Genomic DNA, 13083 nt, shown 5'->3' on the forward strand with positions numbered 1-13083 from the left:
CCGGCGGCCGCCACGCCGAGCCGGCATAACCTGCCGGTGCGCCACACGCGCATGATCGGCCGGCAGAACCTGGTTGATAGTCTGATGGTGCAACTGCCACGCCAGCGCTTCATCACGCTCGTCGGTCCCGGCGGCATCGGCAAGACCACCGTGGCCTTGCGGGTCGCCGAACTAATGATCGGTCGCTACCGGGACGGCATTCGCCTGCTGGACCTGGCCCCGATCAATTGCCCGCTGATGATCGACGGCTATCTGGCGACGTTGCTCGAACTGGTCCTGCACAATGACGCCCCCCTAAGCGGGCTGGCGGACTCTCTTCGCGACCGGCACATGCTGCTGGTCATCGACAATTGCGAGCACCTGGTCGACGCCATTGCCCAGCTCAGCGAACAGATTCTGCGCAGTGCGCCGCTCGTGCATATCCTCGCCACCAGCCGCGAGAGCCTGCGAGCCGAAGGGGAATTCGTCCAGCGCCTGGAGTCGCTCGACTGCCCACCGCCCATCGCCGTCCTCGACCGCGCCCAGGCCATGACCTTTTCCGCCCTGCAACTGTTCGTCGAACGGGCCATGGCCAGCCACGACAGCTTTGAACTGACGGAAAGTGAACTGCCGCTGCTGATAGAAATCTGTCACCGACTCGATGGCATCCCGCTGGCCATCGAACTGGCAGCGGCGCAAGTGTGCAACTTCGGGTTGCACGGCTTGCTGGCGCAGTTGCAAAGCAGCTTCCGGGTGCTGACTCACCCCGGTCAGGCGCCCCTGGCACGCCATCAGACCCTGCGCGCGACACTGGACTGGAGCTTCGAACTGCTCAACGCCTGCGAAAAGACCTGCCTGCGTCGACTGAGTGTATTCCGCGGCGGCTTCACCCTCGAGTCGGCAGCGGCAGTGATTGTCGGCGAACACATCGAACCCCGCGAAGTATTCGGCTCGATCACCCAACTGGTCGCCAAGTCCTTGTTAAACGTCGAGGTGGGCGACGAGGATGTTTACTATCGCCTGCTCGACACCACCCGCCGTTACGCCCTGGAAAAACTCACACAAACCACCGACCTGCCCGGCACCCGGGAGCGCCATGCCGAACGCTGCCTGGCCCTGATGCAACAGGCGCAGAACGACTGGGAGAAAACCCCGACCAACCTGTGGCTCGAGCGCTATGGCAGGGCCCTGGATGATATCCGCGCGGCCCTCGACTGGGGTTTGCACGCTCAAGGGCCGCAGGCACTGGCGATACGCCTGGCCGCGACGTCCACGCCCCTGTGGCAGGAGTTGTCATTGCTCAAAGAGCACGGCGGCTATGTGCGTAAGGCGCTGGCCTTGCTCGACCAGTCACCCGAGCCTTGCCCGCGTTTGCAGGTGGCCCTGAAGCTGGCCCTGGGCAGTGCCTGTTATCACACGCAGGGCGGTACCGCCGAAACCATTGGAGCCTTTGTCGGCGCCAAAGCCCTGGCCCAACAGTGCAATGATGTGGCCGGTCAATTGCGGGCAATTTCCGGGCACCTGGCAGTCAATCTCAGCTGCGGTCATTATCAAATGGCTCTGGAACAGAGTCGGCAGTTCGATCAACTGAGGTTGCATGACGACACCCTGATGTCCCTGAGCGTGCATCGATTGCGGGTGCTGGCCCTGCATTTTACCGGCGACCAGCAACAGGCTCGGGACGATGCCGAGCAAGTGCTGCAGTGCATGGCCCACAACGGTCGCCTCAACCATTTCACCCATGGTTTCGGCGTGCAATACGACCAGAGTGTCGCGGCACTGACCATTCAGGCGCGCATTCTCTGGTTGCAGGGCCAACCGGAACAAGCCTGGCGCACAGCCCGGCAGGCGCTGGATATCGCATTGCAGATCAACCACGGTACATCCATCTGCTACACCCTGGCGCTGTCCGGCTGCCTGATCGCTTACTACAACGGCGACACCCGCAGCGCCCGCGAACTCCTGCGGCTGCTGCTGGAACAGGCGCAGAAACACTCGGTTCAACTGTTCTATAACTGGGCGCAACACTACGCGCAGGTGATCGACGGCACCCAGGTCCCGCCCGCCAGGCAGCGAAGTGTCGGGTTGATCAAAGACATCATGGTCACGCTGGACTCGACCTGCGTCGATAATGCCTTGCTCGAACGCGCAGAAAACGGTGCGTCAGGCTGGAGCACGGCGGAGATTCTGCGCGCCGGAGCCCAGACGCTGCTGGCAACGGATTGTCCGGTCAAAACCGCAACGGCAGAAGCCGTTCTGCTCAAGGCACTCAACGTGGCCAGGACTCAGGGAGCACTGGCCTGGGAATTGCGTAGCGCCACCTCGCTGGCGCAACTGTGGCAGCGACAGGGCCGCCACCAACAGGCGCATGAACTGTTGGCACCGATCTACCAACGCTTCACCGAAGGTTTTTCCACGCCTGACCTGATAACGGTCCGCCGCTTACTCGGCGAGTTGCAATGCCACCTGCCGGCCTGAAGTCCAGCGTGTCTGACTGATGTAGCGGGCATAACGCATTTCAAGGGCGCGCAAATCACCGCTGAGTTCGAGTTTTTCCAGTGCGTAGGTGCGAGTCGTGTTGAGGAAGCGGTAGCGGGTCACTTCCCTGCCCTGCTCCCGGGACAGTAGCGACTTGAGGGCCAGGTTTTCCAGCACCTTGACCAGGTCGGCGGCGGGCAGCCTGTCGCAGCAGATCACGCCGATCGCTGCGTCCTGGGTAAAGGCCATCTTGAACACCGCCAGGCGCTGCAATACGGTTTGCTCCACGGCAGTCAAACGTTCGTAGCTCCAGTCCAACGCAGCCTTGAGCGTCTGGTGCCGGGGCACGGCCGTACGGCGGCCCTGGGACAGCAGCTGAAAACAGTTATCGAGTTGCGCTTGCAACCCCACCAGCGCCAGCGCATCGATTTGCGCCGCCGCCAGTTCAATCGCCAGCGGCAGGCCATCGAGGCGCCGGCAGATTTCCCGTACGGTCTTGAGGTCTTGCTCGCGCAGGGTGAAGCCTTGCTGACGAGCCCGGGCACGGCTGACGAACAACTGCACCGCCGAATAGCCCATGACCTGGGCAACACTGCGCAGCGCTGACACCGGCGGCACCTCCAGCGGTGGCAGACGCAATACGGTTTCGCCCGTCGCCTTGAGCGGCTCGCGGCTGGTGGCGAGGATCGACAACCGGGGTAGCGAAGCCAGTAGCGTTTCGATCAACGTCTGGCAGCGTTCGAACAGGTGTTCGCAATTGTCCAGGACCAACAAGGCATGCCGCTGCTCCAGCGCCTCCAGCGTGGTGCCGACCTCCAGCCCAAGGGTTCGTGTCAGGTGATCGGTCACTTGCGCCGGGTCATCGATCGGCGCCAGGTCCACCAGCCACACGCCGTGCCGATAGTGCTGCAACAACAGTTCCGCCACACGCAGCGCCACGGTGGTCTTGCCGATCCCGCAAGGCCCGACCAGGGTCATGAATCGCCGCACCGGCAGCTGCCGCACCAGGCTGCCGACAATCGCATCGCGCCCGGTGATCGGTGTGAGCCGCGACGGCAGGTTGTGCAGGGGCTTTTTTACGGCCTCGCCCGGAAACGCTACAGGCTGCGGCGAATGCTGTACCGGGGCGACAAAACTGTAGCCGCGCTGGGGAATGTTGACGATGTAGCACTGGCCGTTCTGGCCGTCCCCCAAGGCTCGGCGCAAGGCGGCAATGTGTACCCGCAGGTTGATCTCTTCGACCACCGAGCGCGGCCAGACTTGCGCAATCAACTCTTCCTTGCTGACCACCGAACCTGCGTGTTCGACCAGCACCTGCAACACATCAAGGGCGCGGCCGCCCAGGCGCAGCGGTCGATCGCCCTCCAGCACCAGTCGCTGACTGAGGTGCAGAGCGTAGGGGCCGAATTGCAGTACCGTTTCGCTGTTTATATCTCTGAGGCTGTTCATGCGCTGTCACCCGCTGGAAGCCTGGCTCGGTACGTGAGTCCATCCCAGGCTCCGCACCTTCCTTGCAATGAGTTCACCGGTATCTTGGCAGGCCTCGGTGACGGTACAACTGCCACGGGGGGAGCGTCACGGCCATTGCGGTGCGCACGACGGACATGCGCGCTAGCTGAACTGCTCGCGGTATTGGGTCGGGGTCAGGCCAAGCTTTTCACTGAACAGAAAACGCATGTGCCGCACACTGCCGAAGCCGCTTTTGAAGGCCACGGTCTTGAGCGGCAATTCGGTGGTCTCCAGCAGGTTCCTGGCGCAATCGATACGCGCGCTTTGCAAAAATTCCATCGGCGTCATGTTCACTTCCCGGGCGAACACCCTGGCGAAATGACGCGGGCTCATGTTGGCCAGGCCGGCCATGCGCTCGATGCTCCAGGTTTCATCGAGATGTTCAAGCACATGGTTCTGCACCCGGGTTATCGCCGTTTCGTGAGGGGCCACCGCCGCCATCAACGGGCTGAACTGCGCCTGTCCGCCCTGGCGTTTCATCACCACCAGCAACACCTTGGCCACGTCCTGGGCGACTTTTTTGCCATGGTCCTGGGCCACCACCGACAAGGCCAGGTCGATCCCGGCGGTGACGCCACCGGAGGTGATCAGGTTGCGGTCCTGGACGAAGATCTGATCGGTCTCGACGGTCGCCTTCGGAAAGCCCTTGATCAGCCGCTCGGTGTAGTGCCAGTGGGTGGTGACGCGATAGCCGTCGAGCAAGCCCGCATGCCCCAGCACGAACGCCCCGGTGCAGATCGAGCCATAAGCGGCGGACCGGCTGACGTTGTGTCTGAGCCAGGCGAGCAATGGCGGATGCCTTTCGTTGTAGGCACCGGGACCACCGGGCACCAACAGCAAATCAAAACCTTCGCAGGCCTGGTCGATGTGCCGGTCGGCGTGCACGATCACCCCGTTGGACGCCCGCAGTGCGCCGGGCTCGGTGCCGATGGTCGTCAGCACATAGTGATCGTCGGGTTTCAGATAACGATTGGCGATGGAAAACACTTCCATGGGCCCGGCCATGTCGAGCAGGAGAAAGTCGGGAAACAGCACCATTGCCACGGTTTTCATGGATTGGAATTCGCCGGGATCAAAGTATTGGGTGACTAGGACACCAAACCCTTGTGGGAGCGAGCTTGCTCGCGATAACGGTCTTACATTCAACGAATTCGGTGACGGAAAGATTGTCATCGCGAGCAAGCTCGCTCCCACAGGTTTCGGTGTTGTGCATTATGGCCAGCTGCAGGCCAGACGTCGGAAAAGAATAACTGATTCGCGCCCGAAGATTGTCAATCTGGTAGAGACAGTATTTAAATTTTCATCTACTTATTGCATCAACCAGTAACCATTAACCTTCTCCTCACTCGGACGAATTCACGTCCCCACAGGAGATTTCATCATGCTGACTCTTCGCAAAGCCTCGGATCGTGGCCTGGCCAATCACGGCTGGTTGAAGTCCTTCCATACCTTTTCCTTCGCCAACTATCGCAACCCGAAAGAGCAGGGATTTTCCGACCTGTTGGTGATCAACGACGACCGCGTCGCCGCCGGCAAAGGCTTTGGCCAGCACCCACACCGCGACATGGAGATTTTCTCCTATGTGCTTGAAGGTGCCCTGGAACACAAGGACACCCTGGGCACCGGTTCGGTGATCCGCCCCGGCGACGTGCAACTGATGAGCGCAGGCAGCGGCGTGGCCCACAGTGAGTTCAACCACTCGAGCACCCGGGCGGTGCACTTTCTGCAGATCTGGATCGTGCCAGACGTCAGCGGCGCCAAACCGCGTTATCAGCAAGAACATTTCAGCACCCAGAAGAAACGCGGGCGCCTGCAACTGATCATCTCGCCGAACGGCGCCAAGGGTTCGCTCAAGGTGCGTCAGGATGCACGGGTGTATGCCGGCCTCATCGACGGCAAGGAAAGCGCCACCCTGGAGCTCGACGCCAACCGTTACGCCTATGTGCACGTGGCCCGGGGCAGTGTCGAACTCAACGGTGTGTTGTTGCAGGAAGGCGACGGTGTGCGGGTTCGTGATGAACAGGCGCTGACCTTGAGCAACGGCGTGGATGCTGAAGTGTTGGTCTTCGACCTGCGCCCACAGGAACTGCCGGAAATGCCATAACAAATCCCTGTGGGAGCGAGCTTGCTCGCGATGGCGTTGTGTCATTCAACAGTGATGTCGTATGACACTCCGCCATCGCGAGCAAGCTCGCTCCCACAGGTTATTCGCCGGTCCCGGCGAACCCCGCGACAATCTCATCGATCACCGCCCGGACCCTGGCCGTATGCCGCAGGTCCGCATGGGTCACCAGCCAGATGTCATAGGGCATTGGCCGCGAGCGCTCCGGCCACAACCTGACCAGCCCCTCCTTCTCCCCGATGTACACCGGAATCTCTCCGACCCCGATCCCCGCCGCAATCGACCGACGCACCAGCAGGCTGGAACTGAGGCTCGCGACAATCCGCCCGCGCGCCACCGGTTCCGAGACCAGCGTCATGTCTTTGTTGCCCTGCAAGTACGGCTGATACACCACCAGGTCATGCCCGGCGAACGCCGAGCCCGGTTCCGGTACGCCGTGGGCATCGACATAGGCTTGCGAGGCAAACAACCCCACCGGCCAGCGGGCGATACGCCGGGCGATCAGGTCAGGGTTTTCCGGCCGGGTGTTGCGTACGGCGATATCCGCTTCGCGTTTTGCCAGGCTGAGGATCTGCGTGGTGGCGTCCAGTTGCACACGTACATCCGGGTGTTGCCGATGCAGACGGGCAATCGCCGGGATCAGGAAATCAATCGCCAGTGAGTCGGTGGTACTGACGCGAACCGTGCCGGTCAAGCGATCGTCCAGGCCCTGGATCTGGCGTTCCAGCTCCAGCGCCGAATGCTCCATTTTCTCCACGGCCTTGAGTGCCGCTTCGCCGACAGCCGTGAGCGCATAACCTTCGGAAGTGCGCAGGAACAAGGTCGCACTCAAAGACTTTTCCAGCGCCGTGATACGCCGGCCGACCGTGGCCTGGTCGACCCCCAATACCCGCGCCGCCCCGCGCAACGTGGATTCGCGGCAAACTGCGAGAAATACCCGGGCGTCATCCCAATTCATAACGCGCTCCTGATGATGCAATTACGCATCAGTATAGCGCGCAATCGCTGCATTAATGCTTCGAAAAACCTCGATATGCTGAAGACCTGAGTGACCTTACAGGACAATACCCATGCACAGTTCATCGCCCTCCCTTACCCCGGCGCCCGGTGCGATCTGGCTGCCTATCTTCGCCGGCCTCTGCGCCAGCCTGGTCAGCATCGGCCTGGCGCGCTTCGCCTACACGCCCCTGATTCCCTCGCTGATCCAGGCCCACTGGTTTTGCGCCAGTGACGTGGTGTACCTCGGCGCCGCGAATCTGGTGGGTTACCTGATCGGCGCACTGATCGGCCATCCACTGGCACGCCGGACCTCGAACAGGACCGCCTTGCGCCTGATGATGCTGGCGGTGACCCTGGCGTTCTTCGCCTGTGGTTTTCCGTTGTCGGTGAGCTGGTTCTTCGGCTGGCGCTTGCTGTCGGGGATTGCCGGTGGCGCGATCATGGTGCTGGTGGCGGCCACTGTATTGCCCCATGTCCCGGCGGCCCGCAAAGGTCTGGCCAGCGGCGCGATATTCCTGGGTATCGGCCTGGGCATCGCCGGGTCCGGGACGATCGTGCCGCCGCTGCTGAGCCTCGGCTTGCAGCAAACCTGGTTCGGCCTGGGCTTGCTGGCCCTGATCCTCACCGCTGCCAGTTGGTTTGGCTGGCCGACCACTACGCACCCGGCCGCCGCGGCGCCGTCGAATACATCGTCGCCATCGCCGAGCGACCCGAATGTTTACCTGCTGTTCGCCCAATACGCGTTCATGGCGGCCGGGCTGGTGCCGGCCATGGTGTTCCTGGTGGATTACGTCGCTCGCGGGCTCAATGCCGGGGCACATGTCGGCGCGCTGATCTGGGTGATGTATGGCCTGGGCGCGATTGTCGGGCCGGTGAGCTACGGTTTCCTGGCCGACCAACTGGGCGCGAAAACGGGGATCCGCATCGTGCTGGTGATACAGGCGTTGGCGGTTGGCCTTTTATCGATCAGCAGTTCGTTTGCGCCGCTGGCCTTACTGGCGGTGATCCTCGGCTCCTTCCCGCCAGGCATCGTGCCGCTGGCGTTGGCGCGGGTGCATGAACTGATCCCCGGGCATCATCAGCAACAAATTGCCTGGAGCCGCGCCACCGTGTCGTTCGCTACTTTCCAGGCGCTCTCGGGGTTCGCTTACTCGGCGCTGTTCAACGTCAGTGGCGGCCATCATGCCTTGATGTTCGTGATTGCCGCTGGCGCCATCGTTGTAGCGCTGTTGTTGGAACTGGGCAGCCGGCTGCTCAGTCGTTCGACCGAATCCTTGACGCTCAATACAGATGTATGAAATGACACGCCCCCAGATCATGGCGCTGATCGAAATCACCGAACCCGGTGGCCCTGAAGTCCTGCTACCGGACCGACGATGGCTCAGGGCTCGCAGGGTTCCTGAAGGGTGGCGACCTCTGCGCCCTGCTCCCCCTGATAGCGGGCCCGATAGCGCCCAGGGCTTTCCCCGGTCCACTTCTTAAACGCCCGATGGAAGGCGCTGGGTTCCTGGAAACCCAGTTGCTCGGCGATATCGCTGATGCTCGCTTCGCTCTGACGCAGTTGCTCAAAGGCCACGCCACGGCGTACTTCGTCCTTGATCTCCTGATAGGAACAGCCTTCACGCTCCAGTTTACGGCGGAAGGTACTGGGGCTCAGGTGCTGCTCCAGGGCGAAGGCCTGCAACGTCGGCCACTCACTGTAATGGCTGCCGCGCAAGCGCTGGTGAACCTGGGATGCCAGGCCATGCTGGTTACGGAAGCGGATCACCAGCCATTGCGGCGCGGTACGCAGGAACACCTTCAACGAAGCCAGGTCCTGAGCCACGGGCAGGCGCAAGTAGTGGCTGGCAAATTCGATTTCGGTGCGCTCGGCACCAAAGGTCAGGTTGGGGCCCCAGAGCAGGCGGTCGTCACCCAGCGACAGGCGCGAATGGCGGAAGTCCGCGCGGTCAATGGGAATGCGCCGCCCGCCCAGCCAGCACAGCAAACTGATCATCAACACCAGGAAGGTTTCTTCACCAAACCGACTGGCATCGTTGTCCGTCGAACGGGTTTCCAGGCTAATGACCGCACGCTTGCCACGCACGGCCAGCGAGCCGCGAAAGTCGCGCAGGAACAAGCCGAAGTTGGCCAGGCACTGACGCATGGCCTTATGCAGATCGGGCTCCTGAATCAGGGCGCGGCAAATCAGGGCGAAACTGCCCGGCGGCATGCCATGGGAGTCGAGCCCGAAAAATTCATCGTCGAGTTCGCGGATCTGAATCAGCCACAACGCTGCAAACGCGTTGGCCGGCACCCGCGCCGTGGGTTGGTGCATGACCGCCGGATCAATGCCCGCCTGTTCGAGCACGGCCGTCACGCGCTGCGGATCATCCCTCAGCCCATGGATCATTGCCTGCACGAAATAGGCGGCAACCGAGTCCTTTTCCCGCATTGGTTCGCTTCTCTCTCATCGCTCGAATGGCAAAAAACATCAGTGCCGTTGAACAGTTTTGGCATAGGACAACCGCCCTGCCGGCTCTAGACTCGCGGCAATAGTACGCCTTCGGCTGCAATCGCGGCCAAGGTATCGCAGGGTTTGATCGAAGGACGGAAAATGAATCTGCAAAACATCGGTGTAATCGGTGCGGGCACCATGGGCAACGGCATCGCACAAGTCTGTGCCATGGCCGGTTTCAACGTGACCTTGCTCGACATTTCCGAAAGCGCTTTGCAAAAAGCCGTCGCAACGGTCGGTAAAAACCTGGACCGGCAGATCGCCAGGCAAACCCTGACGCCAGAGCAGAAACAGGCCACCCTCGACAACATCCGCACCAGCACCGATTACAGCGTCCTGGGTGACGCGCAACTGGTCATCGAAGCGGCCACTGAAAACCTCGACCTGAAACTGCGAGTGCTGCAACAGATCGCCGCGCAGGTCAGCAACGAATGCGTCATTGCCTCCAATACCTCGTCGCTGTCGATCACCCAACTCGCCGCCAGTGTCAGCCAGCCTGAACGCTTCATCGGCCTGCATTTCTTCAACCCGGTGCCGGTGATGGGCCTGATCGAAGTCATCCGTGGCCTGCAAACCAGTGACGCGACCCACCAACTGGCACTGGACATGGCGACCACCCTCGGCAAAACCGCGATTACCGCGGGTAACCGTCCTGGGTTCGTGGTCAACCGGATCCTGGTGCCGATGATCAACGAAGCGATCCTGGTGTTCCAGGAAGGCCTGGCCAGCGCCGAGGACATCGACGCCGGCATGCGCCTGGGCTGCAATCAGCCTATCGGCCCGTTGGCCCTGGCAGACCTGATTGGCCTGGATACCCTGCTTTCGATCCTCGAAGCCTTCTATGACGGTTTCAACGACAGTAAATATCGCCCGGCGCCGTTGCTCAAGGAAATGGTCGCCGCCGGTTACCTGGGACGCAAAACGGGGCGCGGCTTCCATGCCTATGCCTGAGCGTTGCTCGCGCTTTGCCGAGTACCGGGACAAGGTCCTGGAGCTGTTTGCCTGCAAGGGGTTCGGCCAGGTCGGCATGCGCGAGCTCGCGACGTGCCTGGGGCTCTCCCCAGGCTCGCTGTATCACCATTACCCCAGCAAACAGCATCTGCTGCTCGATCTGATCGAGGAGTTCTACGAGGAGCTGCTGGCCACCCTGGGACGTATCGAGCAAAAAGCCCCGGGCAAGCGCGACAAACTCAACGGCCTGATCCGCGCCCATCTGAACCTGCATCGAGAGATGCCCTGGCATTTTCGCCTGGTGGAGCGCGACAGCGGTTGCCTGAACGAAGAGCAACAGGCTCGGGTCCGGCAATTGCGCGAGCAATATGAACGCACGTTACTGAGGATGCTCGGGGCGAGGTCCCGTTTCAGCGAGCAAGGCCTGCTGGCCGCCGGGCATGCCATTGGCGCCCTGCTCAACAGCGCTCCCAGCTGGCTGACGCCACATGTGCTGGACGAGCAGGAGCGTGATGAGCTGCTGGAGAGCATGGTCAGCGGCGCCATCGAACGTGTACTGGCGCCACGGCGTGTGCCGGAGGCGATAAGCCTCGCGCGTCCTATCGAAAAAACATCTAAAGAAACACAAGCTTCGACAAAGATTTAGCGCTTTGCTTGTCGGCTCGACACAATCGGAATTCGCCGAAAAAACCGGCGTCCAAATCGATGTATGTACTCGAGCACCTGGAGCAGACCATGAAAATCAATCCCTACCTTATCTTCAACGGTGACTGCAAAGCGGCCTTCACGTTCTACGCGCAGTGCCTGCAAGGCCAGATCGAAGCCATGTTGACCTTCGGCGAAACGCCAGCCGGTGAGCATTTCCCCAAGGATCTGCACAACCTGATCATCCATACCCGCCTGATCGTGGGCGATCAGGCGATCATGGGGTCGGACACCACACCGGATCGCCCCGTGGATAAAATGAGCGCCTGTTCGATTTCACTCAACGTGGACAGCATTGCCGAGGCCGAACGGGTCTTCAATGCACTGGCGGGCGGTGGCACTGTGCAGATGCCACTGGAGACCACGTTCTGGGCGGCGCGCTTCGGCATGCTCGTCGACCGTTTTGGTGTGTCGTGGATGGTCAACTGCGAAAAGGATCAGTGAGAGGCCTTGGTCGATCGACAGTCTTCAAGGCACAAAAAAGCCCAACCTGAAAAGGTTGGGCATTCTGGCAACTCCCGGCCTGTCTGCTACCGTCAACTAGCCACATGGATAGCAGCGAACCAGAGGAGAGACCCCACAATGCCGGCCCACGTCCTGTCCTGGTCCCCCCGTTTCAATTGCTTACTACTGGCAGGTGGACTGATCACCAGCCTGCTGGCTCTCAATGGCTGCGCCACTGTCGATGCACAGACCACCGCCTATGTCGGCGTAGAACATCCGGCACCGACATCGCCGGACCAGGTTGTCGTGCTGCGTTCTGAGCCTCTGCGTCCGCATGTGCGCCTGGGTGAAGTGTTGATCGATGCCAGCATCGACCCTGCCCCTCCGATTACAGAAGTCGAACAGAAGCTGCGGGTAGAATCCGCAAAACTCGGTGGCAACGCCGTGGTGGTCGTCTATGACCACATTCAAGCAGTGGGTGCCTATGCCAGCGGGCCGCTGTGGGCTCGTGACGTGACGACCATCGAGGGACGTAAACTCAAGGGCATCGTGATCAAGTACCAGTAGATATCTCCCCCCCACGGAAGACAGCGTCAACGGAGGTTGAATTTGAATGACGTGGTGATCGCCCTCATCGTTTTCGGCTGCCTGTCCGCCAGCGCACTACTGGGCTCGTACGTAAGGGAGCGATTACCGAGCCATCACCTGAGCGACGACTCCGTGACCGTGGTGAAACTGGCCACCGGCCTCATCGCGACGATGTCGGCGCTGGTCCTCGGCCTGCTCGTTTCCTCTGCCAAAGGCACATTCGATGCGGCCAATACCGAACTGGAGGGCGCGGCGGCGAAAGTGGTTCAGTTCGACCGTTTGCTCGCCCGCTACGGCACCGATACCCAAGGCATCCGCACCGAGCTCAAGCACAACTACGCCGAAGTCACGAAAGTACTCGTCTCTCGCGATCGCCGTCAGATTGCAACACTCGATAGCCCCGAAGCCATCCATCGTTCTGAAAGTCTGCAGCGCCAGGTCGAATCACTGTCGCCGGGCAACGATGATCAGCGCTCACTCAAGGCTGAGGCATTACAAGACATGGACACGGTTTTTGCCACCCGCTGGCTGATCCTGCTGCAATCCAATCAATCGATCCCGCCGGTGATGCTGGTGATCCTGGTGACGTGGCTAGGGATTATCTTCGGCTCGTTCGGCCTGTTTGCACCCTGCAACGGCACCATTGTCGCCGTACTGCTGATGTGTGCCCTGTCGACAGGGGCAACCATCTTGCTGGTAGAGGAACTCAATCGTCCGCTTGATGGTTTTATCTGTGTGTCGCTGGAACCCCTGGAGCACACGCTGGAGCGGTTGGGGATGTAATTTCGCTTTCCCGCGGACAAAAACAAAA

12 protein-coding genes are annotated in these 13083 nt (G+C 61.2%); 8 read left to right on the top strand and 4 right to left on the bottom strand.

Translation table 11 applies throughout. The features are described from left to right. On the top strand, nucleotides 1–2457 hold a 2457-nt coding region (locus PMI34_RS22950), incomplete at its 5' end, for an ATP-binding protein (RefSeq protein WP_008046922.1). Here PMI34_RS22950 and PMI34_RS22945 read toward each other — a convergent pair. Together PMI34_RS22945 and PMI34_RS22940 are read right to left on the bottom strand one after the other, a co-directional pair. Continuing rightward, nucleotides 2422–3906 (bottom strand): ATP-binding protein, encoded by a 1485-nt coding sequence (locus PMI34_RS22945; RefSeq protein WP_008046924.1) that lies wholly within the window; start codon nucleotides 3904–3906, stop codon nucleotides 2422–2424. The genes PMI34_RS22950 and PMI34_RS22945 overlap by 36 nt on opposite strands. A gap of 162 nt (nucleotides 3907–4068) precedes the next feature. After that, nucleotides 4069–5019 (bottom strand): GlxA family transcriptional regulator, encoded by a 951-nt coding sequence (locus tag PMI34_RS22940; RefSeq protein WP_008046925.1) that lies wholly within the window; start codon nucleotides 5017–5019, stop codon nucleotides 4069–4071. Nucleotides 5020–5347: 328 nt separating this feature from the next. Here PMI34_RS22940 and PMI34_RS22935 point away from each other — a divergent pair, with 328 nt between their 5' ends. After that, a complete protein-coding gene (locus tag PMI34_RS22935) occupies nucleotides 5348–6070 on the top strand; it encodes a pirin family protein (RefSeq protein WP_008046927.1) in 723 nt (240 codons plus the stop codon). Nucleotides 6071–6170: 100 nt separating this feature from the next. On the opposite strand, the gene PMI34_RS22930 is transcribed toward PMI34_RS22935, so the two are convergent. After that, entirely contained in the window at nucleotides 6171–7046 is an 876-nt protein-coding gene (locus PMI34_RS22930; RefSeq protein ID WP_008046930.1) for a LysR family transcriptional regulator, read from the bottom strand. 112 nt (nucleotides 7047–7158) lie between these two features. Between PMI34_RS22930 and PMI34_RS22925 the strand changes: the two genes are divergently transcribed. After that, a complete protein-coding gene (locus tag PMI34_RS22925) occupies nucleotides 7159–8385 on the top strand; it encodes a YbfB/YjiJ family MFS transporter (protein ID WP_008046931.1) in 1227 nt (408 codons plus the stop codon). An 83-nt stretch (nucleotides 8386–8468) separates the two neighbouring features. Here PMI34_RS22925 and PMI34_RS22920 read toward each other — a convergent pair whose 3' ends face one another. Next, nucleotides 8469–9521, bottom strand: coding sequence for an AraC family transcriptional regulator (locus PMI34_RS22920; RefSeq protein ID WP_008046932.1), 1053 nt, complete (start codon nucleotides 9519–9521; stop codon nucleotides 8469–8471). Between the two features lie 162 nt (nucleotides 9522–9683). Here PMI34_RS22920 and PMI34_RS22915 point away from each other — a divergent pair, with 162 nt between their 5' ends. From PMI34_RS22915 to PMI34_RS22895, 5 genes are all read left to right on the top strand, one after another. After that, nucleotides 9684–10535: a 3-hydroxybutyryl-CoA dehydrogenase gene (locus PMI34_RS22915; RefSeq protein WP_008046933.1), complete on the top strand. Its 852-nt coding sequence runs from the start codon at nucleotides 9684–9686 to the stop codon at nucleotides 10533–10535. Further along, entirely contained in the window at nucleotides 10522–11181 is a 660-nt protein-coding gene (locus tag PMI34_RS22910; protein WP_008046934.1) for a TetR/AcrR family transcriptional regulator, read from the top strand. Before PMI34_RS22915 ends, PMI34_RS22910 begins: the two co-directional genes overlap by 14 nt. A gap of 89 nt (nucleotides 11182–11270) precedes the next feature. Beyond that, entirely contained in the window at nucleotides 11271–11684 is a 414-nt protein-coding gene (locus tag PMI34_RS22905) for a VOC family protein (RefSeq protein WP_008046942.1), read from the top strand. Nucleotides 11685–11822: 138 nt separating this feature from the next. Continuing rightward, a complete protein-coding gene (locus tag PMI34_RS22900; RefSeq protein WP_008046944.1) occupies nucleotides 11823–12251 on the top strand; it encodes a hypothetical protein in 429 nt (142 codons plus the stop codon). A 51-nt stretch (nucleotides 12252–12302) separates the two neighbouring features. Next, the gene (locus PMI34_RS22895; protein WP_238538759.1) at nucleotides 12303–13055 is read left to right on the top strand and encodes a bestrophin-like domain; all 753 of its coding nucleotides are present in this window, start codon (nucleotides 12303–12305) and stop codon (nucleotides 13053–13055) included. The last annotated feature ends 28 nt before the right edge of the window (nucleotides 13056–13083 follow it).

Source organism: Pseudomonas sp. GM74 (genome assembly GCF_000282455.1).
Taxonomy (GTDB): domain Bacteria; phylum Pseudomonadota; class Gammaproteobacteria; order Pseudomonadales; family Pseudomonadaceae; genus Aquipseudomonas.

Coding starts and splice junctions, on each gene's coding strand:
- PMI34_RS22910 (WP_008046934.1), top strand. CDS start 10,522: ATGCCTATGCCTGAGCGTTGCTCGCGCTTTGCCGAGTACCGGGACAAG.
- PMI34_RS22935 (WP_008046927.1), top strand. CDS start 5,348: ATGCTGACTCTTCGCAAAGCCTCGGATCGTGGCCTGGCCAATCACGGC.
- PMI34_RS22930 (WP_008046930.1), bottom strand. CDS start 7,046: ATGAATTGGGATGACGCCCGGGTATTTCTCGCAGTTTGCCGCGAATCC.
- PMI34_RS22915 (WP_008046933.1), top strand. CDS start 9,684: ATGAATCTGCAAAACATCGGTGTAATCGGTGCGGGCACCATGGGCAAC.
- PMI34_RS22940 (WP_008046925.1), bottom strand. CDS start 5,019: ATGAAAACCGTGGCAATGGTGCTGTTTCCCGACTTTCTCCTGCTCGAC.
- PMI34_RS22920 (WP_008046932.1), bottom strand. CDS start 9,521: ATGCGGGAAAAGGACTCGGTTGCCGCCTATTTCGTGCAGGCAATGATC.
- PMI34_RS22900 (WP_008046944.1), top strand. CDS start 11,823: ATGCCGGCCCACGTCCTGTCCTGGTCCCCCCGTTTCAATTGCTTACTA.
- PMI34_RS22945 (WP_008046924.1), bottom strand. CDS start 3,906: ATGAACAGCCTCAGAGATATAAACAGCGAAACGGTACTGCAATTCGGC.
- PMI34_RS22925 (WP_008046931.1), top strand. CDS start 7,159: ATGCACAGTTCATCGCCCTCCCTTACCCCGGCGCCCGGTGCGATCTGG.
- PMI34_RS22905 (WP_008046942.1), top strand. CDS start 11,271: ATGAAAATCAATCCCTACCTTATCTTCAACGGTGACTGCAAAGCGGCC.